We start from the raw sequence: 21,145 nt of genomic DNA, 5'->3' as shown, positions 1-21,145 counted from the left end.
CCAGCCCGGCCGGGGGCCGGGCCGCGCTCTCAGCAAACAGTCGCCAAGCGCAAAGAGGATGTCCGACGTGGATGAAGCGGCTCACTCAATGGCTCTGATCCAGCGCTCCTCGAACGGGATGAGTACCAGCTCTCCGCCTCGCTCAATCTTCGACGCGAGCAGCGTTCACCCGCAACGGTTCCTCTCAGTACGGCAGACTAGTGAAGCCCTGTGTAAGTTCAGACGAGGTGGTGCCCTGCCCATGAGTGCGCTTGGAAGCGACGGCTTCGAGGAAACAGCAGAAGAGTTGGAAGGCGGAGGCCTCAACGATGACGCCAAAAGCGCACTGCGTCGTCGATGGGAATCGCACCAATTGGATCTCCTCTCACATACGATGGATTTTAGTGTTTCTTACTTTGCATCACTTGTAGAAAGAGAGGAGCTCGACCTAAATCCCGAATTTGAACGCCGAGACCGATGGGACAGAGGACGTCAATCACGCCTCATCGAGTCCCTCCTGCTGAACATCCCCGTACCGCCAGTGTTTCTCGGCGAGGGAGATTATGGGCGCTACTTCGTCATTGACGGCAGACACAGAATCAGCGCACTGGTCGACTTCATAAATGACACTTACAAGCTGACCGATCTCGAAATCCTATACGAAGCGAACGGTAAGCAGTTTCGAGATCTAGATACAGCAATGCAACGCTCACTCCTTTCCAGGAGCACTCTGCGCGCAATCATCCTCGACCGCCTTTCCGACCCGGAAATGACGTACGAAGTTTTCGCTCGCCTCAACACCGGAGGCGTGCCTCTAAATGCCCAGGAATTGCGCAATGCCGTATACCCCGGCCCCTTCAATCGACTGACTGTCGAACTCGCCGAAAGTCCAATCTTTAGAGAAGCACTGGGACAGGGAAGGAGTAGCGCGTACAGCAAGATCTGGCGCGAAATGCGGGACGTTGAGCTTGTACTTCGATACTTTACCCTCACTGAAGATTTGCACGCCTATCACGGCTCCATGTCCCACGCTCTGTCCCAAACGCTACTGCGCAAGAATCAGTCACCTGAAGATGAGTTGCAACGAGATCGGGAAGATTTCATCGCAACTGTCGAAAAATGCCATTCCGCTTTCGGAGAACTAACTTTTCGTCGCTGGCGCCCGGAAGCCAACAGCCCATCCCAGCAAATCACAGTTGCTCTATATGACGCCGAAATGGTCGCGGTTCGTGATTTCGACCTTGCTGCGATTTCTCAGAAATCCGACGAAATTCAGGACGCCCTCAAGCAACTGTTCCTGGACGACGTATTCCTTGAGTCTCTACGATTCGGCTCATCAGTACCCCACAGCTCTTATATCCGAATCGACTTCTTGCGGCACCTGCTTGAGAGCATTTTGGGGTAGGCGTGCCGAAGAACAAGTTCGTCGCACAGTTGGATGACGTCACGAACCTCATCGACCTTGCAGAGTCAATGAGCATTTTCAGTACGGCCACCGATCGGGTGACGGAGTGGTGTGAGGTTGGGGTGCGCAACGGACAGGGCTCCCGTGCCGTTGAGGGAGGTGTTCGACGTCTCAACTCAGCAGCACAGGAGCCCTGTTGGTTCCGTATCCTGCCGTACTCGACCTGCCTCACGCCGTGGTCGAGTCGGTCACGATGCTCATCGTCACCCGTGAGGGTGACCGGCGGTGCAAACTCCCGCCGCACCGCCGTGCGCTGGTCGCACTCGTGTACCTGCGTCGCCACGACACCCTCGCCCGTATCGCCGGAGCCTTCGGTATATCCGTCGGTACCGCCCACGCCTACGTCACCGCGGTCACGGGTCTGCTCGCCGAGCAGGCACCGGGCCTGCTGAAGACGCTGCGCGCGCACGACCCGGACTTCGTCCTCCTGGACGGCACGCTCGCCGAGTGCGACCGCGTCGGCGACGGCAGGGCCGATTACTCCTCGAAACACAAGCGGCACGGGGTGAACGTGCAGGTCGTCACGGACCCGGCCGGCGAGATTCTGTGGCTCTCGCCGGCGCTGCCGGGCCGGACCCACGACCTGACGGCCGCCCGCACCCACCAGATCCTCCGGATCTGTGCGCGCCAGGGCGTCCCGATCCTTGCTGACATGGCCTACATCGGTGCGGGCGACTGGGTCACCACCGCCAAGCGCCGCCCGCCGGGCGGTGAACTCACCCTCACCGAGCGGACCAGCAACCGGGCCCTGTCTGCGGCCAGGGCACCTGTTGAACGTGGCATGGCACGGCTGAAGTCCTGGCAGATCTTCCGCAGATCCCGCATCAGTCCCAACCGCATGAGCGTCATCACCAAGGCCGTCCTCACCCTGGAGAAGCAACGCTGAAAATGCTCAATAACCTATCGCCACCCTGCACTGAGCTACCTGTCTAATCGCCCAGTGCCGAGCCCGTTGCTGGCGGGAGCGGTCGTTCTACTGTGCGCCAGGTTTGAGGAGTTCCTCAAAGACGTGGTGTCCTATGCGCTAGAGCGTCACGGATATTCGCAGCCTCCACTGACTCTATGGGACCTTCCGGAGAAGCTGCAGATTCAGCTCATATCAAAAAATATGGCCGCCGCCTTGCAAGGAAATCGCCATGGGTCCATTAGGCCTCCGGTGGAGAGGATTACCGAGGGCGTCGCTGCAGCTAAGCGTTTCGTGAATGGCGTCATCAGCGCTGAGCATGCCATCGACACGGGAGGCAACCCAGGGCCGGAGACCGTAGCCGGATTGCTGAAATTGGTTGGAGTGGACGCACCGTGGAAAAAGGTCGCCGACCACCTTCAGACCAATTACGTAGCCCCGACAGGGCACGGATTGGGGCTTATCTCGATGGGGCACCCCGAAGAGCGTCTCCGTCAAATCATCAATCTCCGCAACATCGTAGCCCACAGCGGAGCAAGCATTCCGGCTTCTCCCGACGAAATTCGATTCAACGTCGACTTCCTGAGTCAACTATCCAATTCGATCTATGCAGTGCTGAAGGAGCAAGTAGGAGACTTCGCAAGATCCCTGGGAAGAGTTCCAGCAAATTGGAACCCGTAGGTTGGCTTAGTGTGGACCACCAAATGCTCTGCCTGGTGACGTGGGGCGGACCGCTGCCAGTCGGCGCCAGACGCCGAGCCCGATGAACCAGTCTGCACAGCTTGCTGGTCGGGGCGGCAATACCGGCGGCGTGGCTAAGGCCGGTGGGGGTTAAGCGAGGCACACGCGCGCCTGATCAGTCGACGTACCCGCCGTCGTGGCTGACTGTCGTCGGCTGAGGTTCAGAAGGGGCCGCTTCGCCTATGCCCACCGTCGAACGCAAACCTGGAGTGATCACTGGTCAGGCGTCCATGGACCGGCCAGCTTCCCTTGCAGCCACTCAGCGATGACGGAAACTGGCAGCTGTCACGGACGTTACACGGTGCCATTCTCCGCACTCTGGGGTTGCACGAGGAACCATTTCTCGCTAACCGCCCTCGTCAGCACACGAGCTAGCTCGTTCATGAATTCCTCGCACTTTTTGAGATGCGCAGAAAAGAGCCCTCCTGGAATCTTCTCCTTGCGTCCGCCGTGAGCGATGTCATTCCGAACGTTTTTCACAAAATCAATGGCTGTGTACTGGTCACGCCTCACCTTGTCTACAGATATGCCCAAGGCAACGAGGCACTTCTTCAAAACGTCTGATCCGAGGTTCATTTCCATCGAAACAGCTACCTCTGCGGCGATGGAAATTGGCCCTTCATTCAGCTCTTGGAGACGCTGAACGAAGGCAACCTGGTGGCGGGCGCGGGTGGTCATCTTTCCCTCATCCGCGCCCGTAGGTGTCCCACGCCGCAAGGTGTCAAACTCCCCGGCAAGCGCAGCCGCAAGGAGCTCCGGCCTTAACGATTTAGCTGGCAATCCCTGGCTGTTGATCGCATCAATATACAGAGAAAGCGCAGTCCGCGTGAAACCCTCCAGGTGCGCATACTGCATCACCAGAATGGCACGAAGAGAATAGACGGATGCTTTATCTGGCTCTTCCCCCTGTAGAAGTAAGTTGCGAAGATGCCGTATTTCGTCGAGGCGCCAGAGGATGTCGGTCTCTAGCTGTGCCCGCATGTCCGATACGTTCATGAGAGCGCTCGTGTAAAGCTGTCCCGGAAGAAGCCGATGCGATTTCGTAGGGAGATGCGGTCATTTTTACCTCCCCCGATTGACTTTGTGAATTCGGGGTTAGTTTTTCCATCCTTAACCACTTCGGCAAGCTTACGCATCTCCTCCCCATCTTCGAGGTTAATCCTATTTAGCACATCCTGCATCCCGAGTACGATTCCCTCAAAATGATGCACCGAGAATTGCCAGCGCGGCTCGCCATTTCGCCCTACCGTACCCGAGGACCCTCGGGCCCCATTCGAGAAGCCTGCCAATCTCTGTGACTACACGGAACGTTTTCTCGAAGACGTGCTTCTCATGGTCATAGTCGAACTGCGTGACGCCTGAGGGATCAGATACGTCCTCCATGTACTCGGTCATGAAATCGGCAATATCATGCTTGTACTGAGCGCCAGCATTCTTGAAGGCGAAGAATCTCAGAATGAGCTCTTGATCGAACCTTTCATTGCTCGCCTTCTCGGTAAGCGTCTCGACGCATACGCGGAAGTCTTCATTTTCCGAAAGATCGATAATGAACTGATTGAAGTCATTGGACAGGAGCCTAATTGTTGCGTTCCTGACCTCCTGATTAGAGAGTGCCAAGCCTCCAGTGTTCAACCGCTTGAACATGTAGTAGCGAAGGCGAGGATCGCTTTCCTTGCGCAGGATCTCTGCTCGGATGTAACTACGTTTGAGCTTGATCTCCAAGGCTTTCGGAAGAGAGGCATAGGTACAGCCATTGAGCTCTGGGACGATGTCGCAGTCAGAGAGAACCAGAGGTGGCACCAGGGTGCCACCAACCGTGAGCTCGCCGCGAAAGTGGAGGTAAGAGGAGATGCGTTGCAGACCATCAATCAACTCATACACCCGGTCCTCTCTTTCGATCAGGAAGATCGGAGGAACGGGGAGTTCGAGAAGCAACGACTCAACAAAACGTGACTGTGCGCCCTCTGACCACCGGAACATGCGCTGAAAGTCGGGGTCGATGACCAATTCCTCCGAGGCATACATGTCCGCCAGCTCATTGAAGGAGAAGTCGTTGGTCTTCGTTCGCACAGCGGTGATCTTCTGATCCACCGCTTCGATCAATTCTTCCGCGGTAAGGTGACTAGGCACCCTGTTACCCCCTAATGAAGGTAAGTACTGACTCGGCTACATCGCCCTTTTTGTAAAACTGAGCGGACTTGTTCAGCGACGTGAGGGTGCGACGCACTGGAAAGCGCTCCGGCTCGTTCTTCAACGCCCATCCACGCATCGCCGCTTCATCAATGCAGATGTCGGCCAACGGTACATGAATGTCCTTGTAAAAAGAATCCTGAACTACGAGGTGCACTGTCGCTGAATTTCGACATACGCGCGTAATTTCGTCAAGACCAGAGGCGAGATCAGATAGGTACTGTCGAGCTTGCCTCAGGTAGTATCCGGATGACGCTTTGCTGTCATGCTTCTGAATAAGGGACAGTAGGCGGGATGCCGCCTCCCCAAAAGAGACAGAAGCTTCCGATTGTCGTCGAATTAGCGTGGTTCCCATGAGGCCTGAACGAAGCGATCGATCGCTTGAAATGTTGATACCAAGCAGCGCCAATTCTCGTGAGTAGGCCACAGCATAGTCAATGCGGGTTAGATACGGGGGAGAGGTCACAATGATGTCGACCGAGCTCGATGCGACTGGCATATTTCTGGAGTCGGCCGTCGCTACGCATACTTGCCGAGGTGATGACTGCGAACCGACGCGTGAGGAGACGAAGGCAATATGGCGTTCGACGATCTCGTCTAGCTCATCGCTAGCAAGGGAGACGGTTTCCGAGCCCTCTTTGGCGCGCTTTACCCATGTGGGATTACTCCCCTCGAATCGCTTCGTTACCTCGCGAATTGCCCGGAAGAGTGAAACAGTCAACAAATCCTGAGCAGCACTGCCGACATCCTCGCCTGCATTGAACCACTGTCGAATTCTGCGCACAGTAGGTCCGGCAAGCCAAGCTGCTAGCGGATCGTCGTCTACGGAGACGTCCCTGCCCGCAGAAGGACGTTTGATCTTCGCGACTTGCGAATAGTTCTGTGCTCGCAACTTAGCGATTACGTTCGCGACTGGGTTAAGGTCCAAGCCGATGGCATTCAAACCCAAGCTCTGGGCTGCAAGGGTCGTGGTTCCGCTGCCGTTCCAAGGGTCCAGAACAGTTCCACCGCTAAGCAACTCTGTCTCGTGCAGGGCTAGTTGATGGCACGCCCAATCGAAAGAAAAGCCAGCGTAGTACGGGAAAACATCCGCAAGTCCTGCGGTTTCCACTGCCGGACGTTTCGGTGACAACGCTCCTGCTTTGCGCACACCCGGCAACACAGCGCCCAAGGGCAGCGCCAAGGCCTCCTGCACGGGCACGGCTCCTGGGGTGTCCTGCGGGGTATGCACTGTCCCTCTTTCACGCTTCTCGGCAGCGGGTGTCGGGACAGTCTAAGGGACCATGCTTGCCTGAACCGATGCATCCTACCAGCGAGCGACGGCAAGCCCTACCCGCAAGCAGACCGTGACGGTCAGCGACATCCGGCCAGCCCAGACGGAGTCGGTGTGCTTGCCATCGGCCGAATCGGCTGAGGCGCGGGGTGCCAGGCCGCCTGGCTCACCAAGGCGCGGCAGGGGCTCCCTCCGCAGTCAGCCCGAATCGCCGGATCGCCTCCGCCTCGGTCCGCCGGCCACTTCGCTTCATGAGGCCGATGAGTTCACCGAGGGCGTGAGGGTGACCGGCGTCTACAGCGCGCCGGACCAGGCGCTCAAGACTCGTCGGATCGTCCGCTGCCCGCGCACTCAGGAGGTTGTCCAAGAGGTACGGCAGGTTGAAGCTGTGGATGGCAAGATCGTCGGCCTTCTCATGGGCACCAGAGTTTTCCAGGAGTCGAAGCAATTCCTCGAATCCCTCAGGTTCGCCCTGGCGGATGCCTTGGCGGGCTAGTTCAAGGGCATGGTTATGGGCCCCGTCCGCTTCAAAGTGACGGATCTCCTCTTGCAGGCGGGTGAGTTGAGGAGGCTCTGCCTCGGCGGACATGTTCTCAGCCCAGGTGAATCCCGTGGTCAATAGTTCACGGAAAGCGTGAAGTTCGCGAGCAACTTCGGGGTCACCGCTTCGCTGAGCCATAGCTGTCGCCTTCTCCGTGTGACCCAGCATCTCTAGGAGGTCGACGAGGCGCTGCCAGGCCTCCCCGTGGCCGGCTTTAGCAGCTTCTTCATACAGCGTGGCCGCGTGGCTGTAACGCCCGCGGAGCTCGGCCTCCCGGGCGATGGCAACCTGGTCTGCGGGAGTGTGGGGATGCGTGGCTACTGCGTCCCAGAAGCCGGTGGAGGGAAGGTCACGGTCTGGCACGTATAGCGCTAGGTGTTGAAGCACGTGGGCCAGACGGTAGGTCGGTGTGACTGCGCCGTTGGGCTGCTTCCGATAGGGAGTAACTGGACCTGGTACTCCGCGGCAGGGTTCCTCGGTGTACGTGAGAGCGGCCGCAAACCAGTCCTCGGGAATCATCGCCCTCTGGTCTTCTCCCAGGTAGCTGCCGGCTGCCGCCTCCAACAAGGAGCGGGGAAGGTCCTGTCCATGCCCATAGCGGTAGAGGTCGAATGCAGCTTCGATGACCGCTCGGGCTGCCTCAGGAGCTTGATCACATCGCTGGATCAGGAACGGGATGCCGCTGAGCACCTGAATGATCCGCCCACCTTCGGCATGTTTGTGGGCGAACCGGAGGTGTCGGTCTGCCTTGGCTGCCGTCCGCACTGCCCAAAGCTGCTGCGCGGTGAATGCTGGCGGCACAGTGATGAGGCTGGCTGCGCTGTCTGCGAGTAGTTCGGCCACCTGCGGATGCGGAATGAGGTCGCCGGTGGGCCCTGCACTGGTGAGCCTGTGGGCGTAGGCGCTCCACAGCGTCCCCAGCAGTAGAAGGGGACCTGGCTGGCGCAGCAGGCGGCGTAGCCGCGCGGCAACGTGTTCACTCTGTTTCTCGTCTCGTGGGTCGAGATAGAGATGGGCATCGTTCAACCACACCACGGTGTGGGGCTGAATCGTGTCGAGGCCCTCAATGAGCTCGATTGAGTCGATGGGGTGCCAGAGCCGCCACCTCGAAGGCAGTGCCTGGACGGACTCCCACAGGGCTCGCGTTTTGCCCGTGGAAACTTCGCCGACCAGTACGGCTAGGCGATTTTTGCCTCCCTCGGCTGCAGCGATGACGGCTCGCAGAGCTTCATCGTGCTCTCGGGGCACGTAAGTCGTCAGGCGTCGTTGGCCGTCGTTGACCGGAGCGGGCGAGAGCGAGACGGGTCTGCGTACACCCACTTTGAAGGGATCGATCTGGTTTATCGGTAGCCCGAGGGCTGCCGAACCTGATCGATCCTTCGGAGGCTGAGCGTCTTCCAAAAGCTTGAGCCAATACCGCGTATCGCAGTCCTCACCTGCCCATTTGCTCAGTACCTTGACCACTTCTACGACCTGATCGCTGCTGGTAGAGCGAGGCGGGGTGCCCTTCAACCATCTGCCGACGGCCTGGTCATGGATTGCGGTGCCAAGGGCTCTGCTGGCCTTCTCAGCGAGGTACCGGTCGGAGTGCCTCCTTCCTCGGAATCTCTGCTCGCTCACGGCGCGATCGTGGAGGGCCCGGAACTGGAGGTGGAACTGGTCGCTGATCGCTGTCACGCGGTTCCTCGCGAGGGTGCCCGGCGTGCCCTGTTGCCCGCCTCGGGCGCAGCGGGCAGGCCTGTGAGCAGGAGCGTAGAGAGATTCCGCCCTCCGTGCCCTGTACTTCTCACATCGAAGCCCCGGCGGCGGAAAGTCGTCCTCGGCGCCGGCCAGGGTGGTCGGAGCCGCTGACCGAGGGGACTCGTGATGGGCGACAAGATCAAGAAGATTTGGCTCCACAAGCTGGTGCGTCTCGTCGGGGGTGGCATTCTGCGGGGCCTGGCCGCAGCGATCGGGGCAGCACTTGTGCGCTGGCTTCTCGGCATCCTCTGATTTGATGCCTGCCGACCCCCCTAGCTATGGGGCCGGCAGGCGAGGGCCTTGCTGAAGAAGAATCCGGCCGCTCCGTTTTCATTGCAGTGCCTCACGGGGCTGCGGTCCTTGCCTGGCGAGTGAGGCAGAGGTCTGAGCCTGTCCTGGAGCTGCTCGCTCTGAGGACTCAACGGGCTGACTCAGTTGCTCATGGACTATGCGTGGACGAGCATTGGTTTGCGAGACCTGTCCGAGCCTGTGAGCTGCTAGAACACCCGAGACCCACGGGGCCTCCGGAGCCGTGTGCGCAGGTTCGAATCCTGCCGGGGGCACTTCGCCTCAACCAGCATGATGATGCGGTTGACCAGCGCAGATGCCTAACATAAAGAGCGGGACCCAGTCCCACTGGGTCCCGCTCTTTCTTGTTGTTGCGCACTGTTCGTGTGTGAGTGGCGTGTGGGTCAAGCTGCGGCGTTCTTGATCACTGTCCGAGCATGCCGGTAGAACCGCTCGCGACTGTCATCCAACCCGTCGGCGTCAGGCTGCGCGGTGCCATTCACGATGGCTGCTGTCATCTCGGCAGCCCAGAGCCCATGGATCTCGAACACCTTGTTGGCCCTCTGCCGAAGATCGAAGTCCGGCATGACTTCGATGACGGGTAGCGCTTCGTCATGGTGCTTACGCACGATTTTGTCGCACTCGTCGTACAAGTCCGCGGCTTGGACGTTCAGGGCATCAGCCGCCTCGCCGGCCTTCGCACGGAAGTCATGCAGCATCTTTGAGATGGCCGTCGCCGTGGCGATCACCTGCTCCCTTACTCGCTGTTCCTCAGCGAGTCGTGCTTCATGACGCCGCTTGGAGTCTTCCTGCTTCTCAGCGTGGGCTTGTCTCGTCTTCTCGGTACGGGCCGTGAAGTAGTGAGCCGTCCAAGCGGCCAAAGCGGAACTGATCAGGACGGCTCCGGCAGATATCAGTGCCGTTACCCACTGACTATCTTGCACAACGGTCGTCGTGACACCGCCAGCTTTCGTCGTCGTGCTCTTTGTGCCGCAACCGGCCACCAGTGCCAGGAGAATGAAGGGCGCTACATGCCTTCCGACCTTTCGCATGATCGGTGACTGTAGCGCCCGGCCAATGGATCACCGAACGTCGGCGTCCCACCCCATGGTTCTCTCGATCCTCTTGTTGTTCTCCTCTTCGCTGTCGTCGGTACAGCCCGCGTAGCGGCGGTGGATGACCTCCGGGGAGTTGCCAGCGCGCCGGGCCACCTCTGCTACCGGGAGGCCCGCACGGAGCCAGTTCGTGATGCATGTGGCTCGCAGGTGGTACGGCTTCCGGGCCAAGGGCGAGTCCAACTTGTCCGGCGGAAGCGCCAGCAGTCTGGCTTCCTGCCACACCCGCCAGTAGCTGGAGGTACCGAGCAGGTCCCCCCGCTCGTTGGGGAAAAGCCGCCCGTCCTTGGCAGTGCCGAGCTCCTTCAGGTGCGCTCGGAGCATCACCACCAGCACGGGCGGAATCGGTACCGGCCTGTCCGTGCCAGGCTCCCGTGACTTCAGCCCACGCTTATCGTGACGCTCACCGGAGCAGGGCGGTTGCAAGTTCCGGGGTCGTGCGGCTGGTCGGGTTGTGACCGGTTGGGACGCATAACAAGGCAGGCACGGGCTTCATGATCATTGTGGTGTCCAAGCCAGATGCTCATGAGGTGGCCCGTGGGGCCAGCGTGCCCCGAACACACTCCTGGCGGCGATCGGGATTCGCCGCCACCTGCTCAGATGGCGGCGCACTCCAGCGCCGGCCACGATCGGCCGGGAGCTGGGGACTGTTGACGGTGACGCCCTGGACCGGGCGGTCGGCGCGAAGACGAACGAAACCACACACTTCCGTCGACTGCTGGCACCGCTGGACCTGACCGGCACTGTCGTCACCTTCGACGCCCTGCACTCGGTCAAGGCGAACATCTCCTGGCTGGTCGAGACCAAGAAGGCCCAATACATCGCCGTGATCAAGACCAACCAGCCCACCACCCACGCCCAACTCGCCGCCCTGCCCTGGCAGTCCATCGCAGTCCAGCACACCGCCTCCGGGACCGGACACGGACGCCGCGAGTCCCGCTCAGTCAAGACCTGCGGGATCGCCGACGAACTCGGCGGAATCGCCTTTTCCCACGCCCGCCTGGCCATCCGCGTCCACCGCCGCCGCAAGCAGACCAGCACACGCGAGACCCGTGACAGTGTCTATGCCGTTACCAGCCTCGACGCCCACCAAGCCAGACCCGACGACCTGGCCGCCGCGATTCGCGGGCACTGGGGAGTGGAGAACTCCTCGCACCACATCAGGGATGTCACCTTCGCCGAAGACGCCTCCACCGTCCACGCCGGGACCGCACCACGGGCCATGGCGACCCTCCCAACCTCGCCATCGGCGCTGAAAACCCTCGGAGCCGACAACATCGCCAAGACCACCCGGGCGATCCGCGACGAGCCTCAACGAGCACTCCCCATCCTGGGCATCACCAACAATCCGGACGCCCACGGGACTTGATCAAGCCCTGGGCCGCTGGGCGGCACGCCACAGACCTCAGACACGAGCAAATGTCATGTCGCCATCGGCAGGACCTAACTCCAAGCCTGGCGATGACGAGCAACGCTGTACACCTGCTCGACCCGCTCAGCTGTCAGCACCCCTGAAAGCGGCGCCAACGCCGCCACCTCTCGCTCCCGATACACACGCACGCTGAGCTGCGTAGCCACCACCTTCAGATCGGTCACGCCGACGAAGACGAGCACTGGCTCTACCGGCACAGGAAAGCCGCAAAAGCGCTCAAGAACTCGGGCTACTCGCTTGGCCTCCGCCCGGCTCTTGCGCGCGTAGGGTGCCGGCTTTCCGTGATCGACCTTCACAGAGTCATCGCCAACCCATACAGCCCTCTTGCGGTGGTGCTTCGTATTGATGCTGAAGACACCACCGGGCCCGATCAGTAAGTGATCCACGTCCACCTTGTCGGCCAAGGGGATGGAATGCAGGACGCGCCAACCGTGCCGCTCCAAGCGGCGCAGCTCAGCTCCCACCCTCTGCTCCCCCGCCAGGCCTTTCCGCCAGGAGTCCCACTCGGCGGGGTGTCGCAGAAGCTGCAAGACGACTCGCTTGATCAGGCCCGGTCCGGATTTATCGAGCAGAGACTCACCGGGACGGTTGGCAGACAGGTCGTCGGCCGCCGTCAGAGGCGGCAGCAGCGGTGGCGACTCAGCCGTCGACGTCCTGGGCGTCCGCTTCGGCGGGACCGGTCCAGAGTTGTTGTGTAAGTGATCTGTCAGCACGGCCATCACGTCGTCGCGATACTCGGCCACCAGGACCGTGATGTCCCCCGTCTCCAGATCCGCCCAACCGACCGCCGTGCCATCAGGCAGGTTGGCGTACAGGCGATCATGTCCGTACCGCTTCCAGCGCGTGACCTTCAGCTCCATAAAGCCCCCTCCCCCGGTCCCGACTTGAAGCATCGCAGCAGGTGGGGTTCGGGACGAGGGAGGACCCGGACATGCTTTTCGAGGGCTCGATGGCTGGCGCCGGGCGGCGTGTGAGACTTGCGGGATGGACAGGGGGCGTGAGTCGCGGTGGGAGAAGGACGCGATGACGGTGGAGATCGTGTTCGCGCTGGTGACCGCCGCAGTGCCGGCCGCACTTGTCTATGCCGTCGCCTGGACCCTGGTTCGGGTCCTTGATCTCTCCGGTTCGGTGAGGGACGGCGTGTTGGTGGCGGGCGTGATTCTCGGGGCGGTGGCCGGGGTGTGGCGTCTGGTGCGGGTGTTGGTTCGGTTCGACGAGCAGCGTCGGACGGGGCGTTGACCGCGTCGCGTACCGCGCTGGTGAACGGGCTCGCGTGCGAGGTGGGGGCTGTCGATCGGGGGTGTGGCTACGACGGCGGTCTTGCCGCCGTCTGTTGGGCGGCTTGGAGGTCGGCGAGCAGTTCGGCCTGGCCGATCAGTACCCCGGACAGGATGGTGCGCGCGACTCGCAGCAGTTCGGCGATGTGCGGGCTGGTCAGCGAGTAGTACACGCTGGAGCCCTCCTTGCGGGTCACCACGAGGTTCGCCCGGCGCAGTACGGCCAGTTGCTGGGACAGGTGCGCGGCCTCGATGCCCACCTCGGGCAGCATCTCCGCCACCGCGTGCTCGCGCTCGCTCAGCAGTTCCAGGACCCGGATGCGGGCCGGGTGGCCGAGTGTCTTGAAGAACTCGGCCTTCAGCTGGTACAGCGGCGTGCTCATCCTGCCGTTCCCTTCCCGGCGGGGCAGCACGGCCGTCCCGACCGGTCGTCGGCGCACCGTGTTCCACCATTCGTCCCGCGCATGCTGCCCGTCCTCGCCCGCATCGGCAGTCGGCAGTCGTGCCGGGTCCGTGCGGCTGCCGGGCGCACCAATGCGGGCTGCCCCGCATCACGGTGGTGGCCTCGGCAGTTGCCGAGATTAGCAACTCCGTACGAGTGAGGGGGACCGTGCGAGCGCGGCGGCCAGTTCGTCGGCGGATTCATAGGGGGAGGGTGATCCAGATGCTCTTGCCGCCGCCGTCGGCATCCGGGCGGACGACGGCGCTGCCGCCCAGGCCGAGGACCAGTTCCATCACCGTGCCGATGCCTCCGGCGCCGGTTCCCGCGACGGCGCCGTACAGCGGGGGCCGGTAGGGGTGGCGGTCGTGGACGGCGAAGGCCAGACAGTCGTGGCCCGCCGCGTAGATCACCGTGACCTGCGGGGAGCGGGAGGCAGCGTGCCTCACGGTGTTGGTGACCAGCTCGCCGAGGATCAGCAGGGCGGGGCCCACCGTGGGGTGGTGAAGGTTTATGCCCCATTCCAGCAGCGCCTCCTCGGCTGTCTCGCGGGCCAGACGGACGGCGGACGGTGCGTTGGGCAGCGTGAGCACGTGCCGGTGAGGCAGCCCTTCGAGCTGCGTGGTCATCACGCCTCCTCACGGCCCGTACGGCACCGTGCCGTGTTCGTATCCAGAGACGGCCACCGGCTCCGCTCGCTCCGCGTGCACCGGAGGGGGATGCCTCCTCCCATGCGCTCGACGCGGTGGGGGTGAGGGATCACCTCTGCCGCTCCGGCCGGAACGGCCGGTTCGGAGAGCGTGAGCCTCCGTCCGGTGCCGGCCGGCGTGTGCATCACCGGGCGGCCGAGGTCCCTTGTCCGCCGGGCGGGCCGGTTGGGGGTCGGCTTCCGTCCCACGCGCATCGGCCGCCTCGGGCTGCCAGACCCCGGCAACCGTCGGGCCTGCGCACCGGAGGCCTCGGCCGTACGGACTGCGGCAAGGGCCGTACTCGTCACAGGGCTTCCTCGCGGGGAGCCCGAGGCGTCCGGGCGGCGACGGCGGGCAGTACCCCGGCGCTCTCCAGGTGGGCGCGGGCGGCCCGGATCGCCTCGGGGGTGTCGGCGTACTCCCGTCCCGCGTGCCGCAACGCTTCCAGCGCGCCGACGGAGTCCAGGACCTGGCGCTGGCCTGGGCGTATGCCGGAGGCGAGGACGAGGATGCCGCGCCGCTTCAGCTTCTCCACCGCGTCCTTCAGGACCAGGGCACCGGTGGCGTCCATGGTCGACACCCGCGACATGCGCAGGATCACCACGCGGACGTCGGCGACCTCGGTCAGCTCCAGCAGGAAGCGGTGCGCGGCGGCGAAGAACAGTGGTCCGTCGATGCGGTAGGCCACGATGTGTTCGGCGAGCAGGGCGTGTTCCTCGGCGCTGTGGTCGCCCGTCTCGAGCGGCACCCGGTCGATGCGGACCTGCTGGGCGACGGCGCGCAGGGCCAGGGCGCCCGCCACGACGAGGCCGATGATCACGGCGTAGACGAGGTCCAGGACCAGGGTCGCCGCCGCGGTCAGGACGAGGGTGAGCGCGTCCGAGCGGGTGGCCTTGGCCATCGCCCGCAGCGAGCCGACCTCGACCATGCGCACCGCGGTGGCCAGCAGCACGCCCGCCAACGCGGCCAGCGGGATCCTCGAGACGAGCGGTGCGGCCGCGAAGACGATCACGGCGAGGACGACGGCGTGGGTGAGGGCGGCGAGGCGGGAGCCGGCTCCGGTGCGGACGTTGACCGCGGTGCGGGCGATCGCGCCGGTCGCCGGTACTCCGCCGAACAGCGGGGCGGCGATGTTGGCCAGTCCCTGTCCGAACAGCTCCCGGTCCGGGTCGTGCCGCTTGCCCACGGTCATGCCGTCCGCGACCGACGCCGACAGCAACGACTCCAGGGCCGCCAGCGCGGCGACCGCCACGGCGGGAGCGAGCAGGGAGCCGAGGGAGCCGAGGTCGAGGAAGGACAGGGAGGGCGCGGGCAGGCCCGAGGGGAGGTCACCGATGGGCTTCGCCGCGTCCAGGTGGACCAGCCGTGCCACGATCGTCGCCGCGATCACGGCGACGATCGAGAACGGCACGGTCGGCCGCCACCGGGCGCCGATCAGCATGACCGCGGCCACCGCGACCGCCAAGCCGACCGCCGTCCAGTTCGGATGCTTCGCGAACTCTTCGAACGCGCGCCAGGTCACCATCAGCACGCGGTCGCCCTCGGGCTTGGGCACGCCGAGCGCGTTCGGGACCTGTTGCAGGCCGATCACGCAGGCGATGCCGAGGGTGAAGCCCTCGACGACCGGGGCGGGGACGTACCGCATGTACTTGCCGGCCCGCAGCACTGCCAGTCCGACGAGCATGACGCCCGCCATCAGGCCGACGGTGAGCACCCCGCCAGGGCCGTACCGGGCGACGATCGGCACCAGGACGACCGTCATGGCGCCGGTCGGGCCGGACACCTGGAGGCTGGAACCGCCGAACACCGCGGCGAGCGCGCCCGCGACCACCGCGGTCGCCAGGCCCGCCGCCGCGCCGAGCCCGGAGGAGACGCCGAAGCCCAGCGCGAGCGGGAGCGCCACGACCGCCACGGTGACGCCGGCCAGTAGGTCCCGGCGCGGGTCACGCGTCGCCTCGGCGACATCGCTGCGACCGGGCAGCAGCGACACGATCCGGGCCGGGACCCGGTGGAAACCCGTGGTCATCGCGCGACAGTCCCGTCTCTTTCCCGCGGTGCGGCCGACAGCCCGTCGCGCCCGGCCGGCATGTCGGTGAGGATTCGCCGCGCCGCCTCCGCCAGGTCCGCCACGTCCCCGCCGGCCGGCTCGTGGACCACCGTCGGGCCCACCCGGGTCGCGCCGGCGATGCCCGCGCGGCGCAGGGCCGCCCGTTGCCGGGACAGGCCCGGAGGCTCGCCCCCGATGGCGGCCGGCAGGCCCCGGACCGGCATCGGCCCGTCCTGGAGCAGCTCCGGCACCCGCATTCGTACGAGGTGACCGAGCATCCGGAAGGACGCGGTCTTGGCCTGGTGGAGCGGAACGGACACGGCCCCTCGACTTCCCCTTCGAGGCCCCGGCTACGGAGCCGACGCGAGAGCCTGCGCCCGCGGCTGCTTACGAGCACAGTGAACACAGCATCTAACCAATTGCGAAATTTTGCAATTCGACATCTGACTGACTCCGGGTGGAGGTGGCCTGCGGAGGACCGAGGGACTGCGGCGAAGGTACGACGAAGCCCCCTCCCGCTGTTCCATTGCTCAGCGGGAGGGAGCTTCGTCTCGGGACCACCACTGGCAGCCGCGTGCGATACGTCGGCCTGCGTGGTCGCCGCGGATCAGCCCGTCGGGGCCTCTGTCCTGGAGGACGCGCCACGGGATGTCGCACGGTTCAGATGGACCACCACGGTGGAGTGGAAGCGGTGCACCGCGTCGTCCACGCTTCGGATGAAGCCGGATTCGGCATTGCCGCGGCTGCTTCCCATGCTCTTGGTCAGGGACAGGCGGAAGCCGGTGATCTGCGAGCCGTTGTCCTTCGGGAGCATGTCGGCCGGCTCGGGGCGGAGCCGTTCCAGGGTGGCTCGCGGGCCACCCTGCTCCCCGTCGACAAGGGTTTCGATGTGGAGGGTGGCCAGGGCGCAACGCAGCGTGACGCGTCGCACACAAATAACTGTAGTTCCCATGGAGTAGGGGTGGGGGCAGACGGCGCATTCTGCACGTTCCACTGCAGATGCGGCGGAGCCGACTTCTGGGCGAAGGCTCCGACGGGTCAACCGCGCCGATGGAGGGACAGGCCCGCGATCACCGACGTGCCGCGGGTGGGGCGGGGGCGGACTGTCCAGGCCGTGGCGAGGTGGTCGACGAGGAGGAGGCCTCGGCCGCCTTCGGAGGTGGGGTCCGGGTGGGTGACGACGGGCTTGCCGGTGCCGGGGTCGGAGACGGCGAGCCAGTAGTGGCCGTCGGCCGGCCAGAGGACGAGCTCGATGAGGTTCTCGTTCTCCGGGCAGGTGCCGTGACGGACGGCGTTGGTGACCAGTTCGGAGGTCAGCAGGCGCAGGTCGTCCTCGAGGTGGGGGCGGAGGGCGTGCGGCAGGGACTCGGCGACGGCGCGGCGGGCGCGGTGCACGGAAGCCGGGTGTGCGGGGAAGTGCCAGTGGGCGGGGACGACGGGGATCTCGGGCATGGCGAACTCCGTTGCGGTACTTGAGGGTTCGGGCTCGCCGGTGGCTTGCCGCCCTGGTCGCGGACACACCCGCCCCAGGGCGGACGGGCATGCTCGCGCGGTGCGCTTCCGGCGTTGCGGTGTGTAGCGTGCGCGACACTCAGCGTAGGGGATCTGGGGGTACATGTGCTACCTAGTCTGGGAAGCCCGTTGGAATGGTGTGCGCTTCGCGAAAGACTGGGGCACACGCGACGAGAGGGAACACATGCCGCCGAGGAGTCATCCGACCGCGCGCCAGCAGCGGCTGGGCGCGGAGCTGCGCAAGCTGCGGGAGGAGGCGGGGCTGTCGACCGAGCAGGCCGCCGCGCTGCTGGAGACGAAGCGGACCGTCATCACCAGTACCGAGGCGGGGCGCCACGGTGTCAGCCCGGAGCGCGTCCGGCGCATCGCCTTCCGGTACGAGTGCACGGACCATGAACTGGTGGACGCACTCGTCTCCATGTGCGGTGACCGCACGACCGGTTGGTGGGAGGAGTACCGCGACCTCCTGCCCTCGACGTTCCTGGACATCGCCGAGTTGGAGTGGCACGCCAAGGTCCTGCGCGTGAGCACGATGACGCACATGCCGGGGCAGTTCCAGACGGACGCCTACGCCCGTGCACTCTTCGGGGCCGCCATTCCGCCGTTGCCCGCCGAGGAGTTCGAGGCCAGGGTCGCCCACCGCGTGCGCAGACACCAGGTCATCGACCGGAGCGATGCCCCGGACTACGCGTTGACCATCCATGAGGCCGCCCTGCGGATCGAGGTCGGCGGGCGAACGGTGCTGCGGGACCAGCTCCGCCATCTCATGGCAGCCGCGGAGCGCGACAACGTCACGATCCAGGCCATCCCCTTCTCCGCGGGGGCATTCCCCGGTTCGGGTCAGTCGATCCTGTACGCCCACGGGCAGGTACCCGCACTCGACACCGTGCAACTGGACCGCAGCACGGCGGGGGAATTCCTGCACTCAGGCGCCCACCTGTGCAAGTACCGCCTGCAACTGGACGAGATGCAGAGGATCGCCCTCAGCCCTGAGGCGACCCTCGACCTCATGCACACCATTTCCCGCGATCTTTAGGAGACTTCGCCATGTCCGACGTCAACTCCGGCATCAACTGGGAAGACCCCTTCTGCCAGGACGCGAGCAACTGCTTCCGCCTCGGTACGGACGCCGACGGCAACGCCTACATAGCCGTTGCCGGGCAGGAGGACCGTTACCTCACCGACTCCCTCGAAGCCCTTCGCACGCTCATCACCGACATCAAGGCGGGCAAGGCCGACCACCTGTTGTAAGACCTGTAGGACCTGTAGGACCTGTAGGACCTGTAGGACCTGTAGGACCCGTAGGACCCGTAGGACCCGTAGGACCGACCGCGCGCCCCGTTACTTGTGGGCGTGTTCGCCCACGTAGAAGAGCAGCCAGACGAAGCCGGCGAAGAGGTGGGTGCCGAAGATGTAGAAGCCGGCGCGGATCGCGATGCCTCGTTCCATGCGGCGTTCCGAGTTGTCGCCCGTTGCCTCGGGCTCGGCACGGGACTCCTCGTCGGGCCGGCCGGCCGCTTCGGTGTTCTGGCTCATGCGGGCGTCGTTCCTTCCCAGAGGGCTCGTCATGGCGTCGGCTCCGTCGTCCTCAGTTCCCGCAGGAGTCGCTGTTGTCCCGCGAGGAGGACCGAGAGGACCTGCCGGGCGACGGCCAGAAGGTCGGCCACCTCTTCTGCGGCCAGTTCGTAGACGACGGTGGAGCCGGTGCGGGTGGCGGTGACGATGCCGGAGCGGCGCAGCACCGCCAGCTGCTGTGACAGGTTGGAGGGCTCGACCTCGATGTCGGCGAGCAGCTCACGCACCGGCTTCGGGCCGTCCTGAAGGAGTTCCAGGACCCGGATGCGCACCGGGTGGCCGAGCATACGGAAGAACTCGGCCTTCGCCTCGTACAGCGGGACCGGCATCTCATCTACCTCTTGTCATCAATTGAAGAACTCTTCAAGTCTAGCCGCTCACCCTGGACGTCGCGCTGAAGGGTTGTTCAGGCTGCTGTACATACGTTCGGTCGTCGAGGGGGACCGGACCGCTCGGGCCGTCATCCGGGACGAGGCACTGCGGTTGTTCGCCGTGCGGGGGCCCGAAAGGGGTCACCGTGCGGCAGATCGCCGAGGCCGCGGGGGTCCGCGGGGCTCGTCGTGCATCACTTCGGGTCCAAGGACGGGTTGCGGCAGGAGGTCGACCAGTACGTCCTCGATGTGTTCGAGGGGATGCCGGGAGAGCCGGCCGGGGAGGACGGTGGCCCGGCTCGTCGATCCCGCGGCCTCTGGGCTCCTGAGTGAGGTGTTCGGGCGGCATCTGCCCAGCGGGTCGCCCTGCCCGGGTATCTGCGCCGGTTGCTGCTGGGCGGCTCCGAGGCCGGGCGGAAGCTTCTCCAGCGGTTGTTCGAGCTGAGCCGGGCGGCGCCGGCCGGGCTCGTGGCGGCCGGGGTCGCCACGCCCGGGGCGGGACGCGGACGTGTGTGCGGCCTTTCTGCTCGCCAATGACCTCGCCGTCTTCCCGCTCCGCGACCGGCTCGCGGACGCCCTCGGCAGCGATCCGTCGTCCGCCGACGGCATGGCCCGCCGGGGGGTCGAGATGCTCGGCGTGTACGCGGGTGGGCTCACCGCGTCGCCCCCCGGACCCGGAGGATGCGGTCGGACAGTCCCAGGAAACTTCGTATGCCCGCCGAAACAGCGTCCGCGCCCGTACTTCGGGCCCATGACGTGCACAAGTCCTACGGAAGGCGGTCCGTCCTGCGCGGTGCCGATCTCGCCGTCGCACCGGGGAGCTCGCGGCCGTCGTCGGGGAGAACGGGGCCGGGAAGTCCACCCTGCTGAAGATTCCGGCCGGCACCCTTTCCCTGGACCGCGGGGCGGTCGCCCTGTCGGGTGCGCTCGGACACCGCCCCCAGGATCCCGTGCCCAATCAACGGATTTCTCCACTGCACGCCAGGCTGCCCCCGCCCCACCCGGTCGCCTCCACCATCCGTTGGGCGCGACCCACCGCGGACCCGTACACGGAGGGGGTGTGGAGGGGGAGCGGTCGGATACGGCGACGGCCGGGATCGCCCGGGCGGGCCCGGATGGGCGCATACTGGTAGCGATGACAAAGCCAGCGGTTCCCAGACGCCATCTGCCCACGAGCCCCTTCAAGGCTCCGGTCCCCCCGCCGCCCAAGCACTTCGCCGTGGGCGACCGAGTCACGCACGACATGTACGGCCTCGGCCGGGTCGTCGGCATGGAGGAGGGGATCGCGGCCCTCGTCGACTTCGGTGCGACGCAGGCACGGATTCCCAGCCCGTACTCCAAGCTCAACAAGCTCTAGGCCCGCCGCGCGTTCAACGCGCGGCGGCACCAGTCGCCGCGGGCCGATTCCGCGCGTCGTCGCGGGTTCGTTCCGCGCGCTCTCCCGCTCCCTCCTCCGGTCACGAACGGAAGCCCTCTCATCGACTCGATCTCGCTGTTCTCCGCCCCCGAAGGGGCGCCCCGCGGTACTGCCGCGGCGTCGCCGCCGCCGGTCACGGACCCGTTTCGC

The 21,145-nt window shown here is 64.6% G+C and carries 23 protein-coding genes and 2 pseudogenes; 10 read left to right on the top strand and 15 right to left on the bottom strand.

Going from position 1 to position 21,145, the window contains the following annotated elements; translation table 11 throughout:
- The first annotated feature begins 241 nt into the window (after positions 1–241).
- From QFZ64_RS23680 to QFZ64_RS23670, 3 genes are all read left to right on the top strand, one after another.
- Positions 242–1,384 (top strand): DUF262 domain-containing protein, encoded by a 1,143-nt coding sequence (locus tag QFZ64_RS23680; RefSeq protein ID WP_307068885.1) that lies wholly within the window; start codon positions 242–244, stop codon positions 1,382–1,384.
- Between the two features lie 196 nt (positions 1,385–1,580).
- Entirely contained in the window at positions 1,581–2,330 is a 750-nt protein-coding gene (locus tag QFZ64_RS23675; protein WP_307061152.1) for a transposase family protein, read from the top strand.
- 54 nt (positions 2,331–2,384) lie between these two features.
- Positions 2,385–3,029 (top strand): HEPN domain-containing protein, encoded by a 645-nt coding sequence (locus tag QFZ64_RS23670; protein WP_307068883.1) that lies wholly within the window; start codon positions 2,385–2,387, stop codon positions 3,027–3,029.
- A 354-nt stretch (positions 3,030–3,383) separates the two neighbouring features.
- On the opposite strand, the gene QFZ64_RS23665 is transcribed toward QFZ64_RS23670, so the two are convergent.
- The 4 genes from QFZ64_RS23665 to QFZ64_RS23650 form a co-directional block, all read right to left on the bottom strand.
- The gene (locus QFZ64_RS23665) at positions 3,384–4,085 is read right to left on the bottom strand and encodes an MAE_28990/MAE_18760 family HEPN-like nuclease (protein WP_307068881.1); all 702 of its coding nucleotides are present in this window, start codon (positions 4,083–4,085) and stop codon (positions 3,384–3,386) included.
- 201 nt (positions 4,086–4,286) lie between these two features.
- Complete coding sequence (locus QFZ64_RS23660; RefSeq protein ID WP_307068879.1) at positions 4,287–5,180, bottom strand: DUF262 domain-containing protein; 894 nt, start codon at positions 5,178–5,180, stop codon at positions 4,287–4,289.
- A 43-nt stretch (positions 5,181–5,223) separates the two neighbouring features.
- Positions 5,224–6,474, bottom strand: a complete 1,251-nt coding sequence (locus QFZ64_RS23655; RefSeq protein WP_307068877.1) for a DNA methyltransferase — start codon at positions 6,472–6,474, stop codon at positions 5,224–5,226.
- A gap of 244 nt (positions 6,475–6,718) precedes the next feature.
- Positions 6,719–8,770, bottom strand: a complete 2,052-nt coding sequence (locus tag QFZ64_RS23650) for a hypothetical protein (protein ID WP_307068875.1) — start codon at positions 8,768–8,770, stop codon at positions 6,719–6,721.
- A 189-nt stretch (positions 8,771–8,959) separates the two neighbouring features.
- Here QFZ64_RS23650 and QFZ64_RS23645 point away from each other — a divergent pair, with 189 nt between their 5' ends.
- The gene (locus QFZ64_RS23645) at positions 8,960–9,085 is read left to right on the top strand and encodes a hypothetical protein (protein WP_307068873.1); all 126 of its coding nucleotides are present in this window, start codon (positions 8,960–8,962) and stop codon (positions 9,083–9,085) included.
- Between the two features lie 440 nt (positions 9,086–9,525).
- On the opposite strand, the gene QFZ64_RS23640 is transcribed toward QFZ64_RS23645, so the two are convergent.
- Entirely contained in the window at positions 9,526–10,173 is a 648-nt protein-coding gene (locus QFZ64_RS23640; RefSeq protein WP_307068871.1) for a hypothetical protein, read from the bottom strand.
- 30 nt (positions 10,174–10,203) lie between these two features.
- Complete coding sequence (locus QFZ64_RS23635; RefSeq protein ID WP_307068869.1) at positions 10,204–10,572, bottom strand: hypothetical protein; 369 nt, start codon at positions 10,570–10,572, stop codon at positions 10,204–10,206.
- 229 nt (positions 10,573–10,801) lie between these two features.
- Between QFZ64_RS23635 and QFZ64_RS23630 the strand changes: the two genes are divergently transcribed.
- Positions 10,802–11,605 (top strand): ISAs1 family transposase, encoded by an 804-nt coding sequence (locus QFZ64_RS23630; RefSeq protein WP_307071841.1) that lies wholly within the window; start codon positions 10,802–10,804, stop codon positions 11,603–11,605.
- A gap of 74 nt (positions 11,606–11,679) precedes the next feature.
- Here QFZ64_RS23630 and QFZ64_RS23625 read toward each other — a convergent pair whose 3' ends face one another.
- Positions 11,680–12,528, bottom strand: coding sequence for a nuclease-related domain-containing protein (locus tag QFZ64_RS23625; protein ID WP_307068867.1), 849 nt, complete (start codon positions 12,526–12,528; stop codon positions 11,680–11,682).
- Positions 12,529–12,652: 124 nt separating this feature from the next.
- Between QFZ64_RS23625 and QFZ64_RS23620 the strand changes: the two genes are divergently transcribed.
- The gene (locus QFZ64_RS23620; protein WP_307068865.1) at positions 12,653–12,907 is read left to right on the top strand and encodes a DUF6332 family protein; all 255 of its coding nucleotides are present in this window, start codon (positions 12,653–12,655) and stop codon (positions 12,905–12,907) included.
- A gap of 67 nt (positions 12,908–12,974) precedes the next feature.
- Here the strand turns inward: QFZ64_RS23620 and QFZ64_RS23615 are convergent, their stop codons facing one another.
- From QFZ64_RS23615 to QFZ64_RS23590, 6 genes and pseudogenes are all read right to left on the bottom strand, one after another.
- Positions 12,975–13,328 carry a helix-turn-helix transcriptional regulator gene (locus QFZ64_RS23615; protein WP_307068863.1) on the bottom strand — a complete coding sequence of 118 codons (354 nt, stop codon included), beginning with the start codon at positions 13,326–13,328 and terminating at the stop codon, positions 12,975–12,977.
- Between the two features lie 259 nt (positions 13,329–13,587).
- Positions 13,588–14,013: an ATP-binding protein gene (locus QFZ64_RS23610; RefSeq protein WP_307068861.1), complete on the bottom strand. Its 426-nt coding sequence runs from the start codon at positions 14,011–14,013 to the stop codon at positions 13,588–13,590.
- Between the two features lie 364 nt (positions 14,014–14,377).
- Complete coding sequence (locus QFZ64_RS23605) at positions 14,378–16,099, bottom strand: SulP family inorganic anion transporter (protein WP_307068859.1); 1,722 nt, start codon at positions 16,097–16,099, stop codon at positions 14,378–14,380.
- On the bottom strand, positions 16,096–16,440 hold the full coding sequence (locus QFZ64_RS23600; protein ID WP_307068858.1) for a helix-turn-helix transcriptional regulator: 345 nt from the start codon (positions 16,438–16,440) through the stop codon (positions 16,096–16,098). Before QFZ64_RS23600 ends, QFZ64_RS23605 begins: the two co-directional genes overlap by 4 nt.
- Before the next feature lie 287 nt (positions 16,441–16,727).
- A pseudogene (locus tag QFZ64_RS23595) lies at positions 16,728–17,027 on the bottom strand (TerD family protein); the annotation flags it as partial.
- 131 nt (positions 17,028–17,158) lie between these two features.
- Positions 17,159–17,572, bottom strand: coding sequence for an ATP-binding protein (locus QFZ64_RS23590; RefSeq protein WP_307068855.1), 414 nt, complete (start codon positions 17,570–17,572; stop codon positions 17,159–17,161).
- A gap of 244 nt (positions 17,573–17,816) precedes the next feature.
- On the opposite strand from QFZ64_RS23590, the gene QFZ64_RS23585 reads away from it, so the two are divergent.
- Together QFZ64_RS23585 and QFZ64_RS23580 are read left to right on the top strand one after the other, a co-directional pair.
- Positions 17,817–18,668, top strand: a complete 852-nt coding sequence (locus tag QFZ64_RS23585; protein WP_307068853.1) for a helix-turn-helix transcriptional regulator — start codon at positions 17,817–17,819, stop codon at positions 18,666–18,668.
- Positions 18,669–18,679: 11 nt separating this feature from the next.
- Positions 18,680–18,883: a hypothetical protein gene (locus tag QFZ64_RS23580; RefSeq protein ID WP_307068851.1), complete on the top strand. Its 204-nt coding sequence runs from the start codon at positions 18,680–18,682 to the stop codon at positions 18,881–18,883.
- A 90-nt stretch (positions 18,884–18,973) separates the two neighbouring features.
- Here the strand turns inward: QFZ64_RS23580 and QFZ64_RS23575 are convergent, their stop codons facing one another.
- Together QFZ64_RS23575 and QFZ64_RS23570 are read right to left on the bottom strand one after the other, a co-directional pair.
- Positions 18,974–19,168: a DUF6126 family protein gene (locus tag QFZ64_RS23575; RefSeq protein ID WP_307068847.1), complete on the bottom strand. Its 195-nt coding sequence runs from the start codon at positions 19,166–19,168 to the stop codon at positions 18,974–18,976.
- A 29-nt stretch (positions 19,169–19,197) separates the two neighbouring features.
- Complete coding sequence (locus QFZ64_RS23570; RefSeq protein WP_307068845.1) at positions 19,198–19,536, bottom strand: helix-turn-helix transcriptional regulator; 339 nt, start codon at positions 19,534–19,536, stop codon at positions 19,198–19,200.
- A gap of 753 nt (positions 19,537–20,289) precedes the next feature.
- Here QFZ64_RS23570 and QFZ64_RS23565 point away from each other — a divergent pair.
- Together QFZ64_RS23565 and QFZ64_RS23560 are read left to right on the top strand one after the other, a co-directional pair.
- Positions 20,290–20,537 (top strand): annotated as a pseudogene (locus QFZ64_RS23565) (ATP-binding cassette domain-containing protein); the annotation flags it as partial.
- Between the two features lie 176 nt (positions 20,538–20,713).
- Positions 20,714–20,935 carry a hypothetical protein gene (locus QFZ64_RS23560; protein WP_307068843.1) on the top strand — a complete coding sequence of 74 codons (222 nt, stop codon included), beginning with the start codon at positions 20,714–20,716 and terminating at the stop codon, positions 20,933–20,935.
- The last annotated feature ends 210 nt before the right edge of the window (positions 20,936–21,145 follow it).

This window comes from Streptomyces sp. B3I8 (genome assembly GCF_030816915.1).
Lineage (GTDB): Bacteria > Actinomycetota > Actinomycetes > Streptomycetales > Streptomycetaceae > Streptomyces.
This window is presented reverse-complemented; position numbering and strand designations above follow the sequence as displayed.

Bases quoted from the DNA above. Each gene is read 5' to 3' on its own strand.
- QFZ64_RS23680 (WP_307068885.1), top strand. From the start codon at position 242: ATGAGTGCGCTTGGAAGCGACGGCTTCGAGGAAACAGCAGAAGAGTTG.
- QFZ64_RS23665 (WP_307068881.1), bottom strand. From the start codon at position 4,085: ATGAACGTATCGGACATGCGGGCACAGCTAGAGACCGACATCCTCTGG.
- QFZ64_RS23645 (WP_307068873.1), top strand. From the start codon at position 8,960: ATGGGCGACAAGATCAAGAAGATTTGGCTCCACAAGCTGGTGCGTCTC.
- QFZ64_RS23640 (WP_307068871.1), bottom strand. From the start codon at position 10,173: ATGCGAAAGGTCGGAAGGCATGTAGCGCCCTTCATTCTCCTGGCACTG.
- QFZ64_RS23625 (WP_307068867.1), bottom strand. From the start codon at position 12,528: ATGGAGCTGAAGGTCACGCGCTGGAAGCGGTACGGACATGATCGCCTG.
- QFZ64_RS23620 (WP_307068865.1), top strand. From the start codon at position 12,653: ATGGACAGGGGGCGTGAGTCGCGGTGGGAGAAGGACGCGATGACGGTG.
- QFZ64_RS23615 (WP_307068863.1), bottom strand. From the start codon at position 13,328: ATGAGCACGCCGCTGTACCAGCTGAAGGCCGAGTTCTTCAAGACACTC.
- QFZ64_RS23610 (WP_307068861.1), bottom strand. From the start codon at position 14,013: ATGACCACGCAGCTCGAAGGGCTGCCTCACCGGCACGTGCTCACGCTG.
- QFZ64_RS23605 (WP_307068859.1), bottom strand. From the start codon at position 16,099: ATGACCACGGGTTTCCACCGGGTCCCGGCCCGGATCGTGTCGCTGCTG.
- QFZ64_RS23590 (WP_307068855.1), bottom strand. From the start codon at position 17,572: ATGCCCGAGATCCCCGTCGTCCCCGCCCACTGGCACTTCCCCGCACAC.
- QFZ64_RS23585 (WP_307068853.1), top strand. From the start codon at position 17,817: ATGCCGCCGAGGAGTCATCCGACCGCGCGCCAGCAGCGGCTGGGCGCG.
- QFZ64_RS23580 (WP_307068851.1), top strand. From the start codon at position 18,680: ATGTCCGACGTCAACTCCGGCATCAACTGGGAAGACCCCTTCTGCCAG.
- QFZ64_RS23575 (WP_307068847.1), bottom strand. From the start codon at position 19,168: ATGAGCCAGAACACCGAAGCGGCCGGCCGGCCCGACGAGGAGTCCCGT.
- QFZ64_RS23570 (WP_307068845.1), bottom strand. From the start codon at position 19,536: ATGCCGGTCCCGCTGTACGAGGCGAAGGCCGAGTTCTTCCGTATGCTC.
- QFZ64_RS23560 (WP_307068843.1), top strand. From the start codon at position 20,714: ATGACAAAGCCAGCGGTTCCCAGACGCCATCTGCCCACGAGCCCCTTC.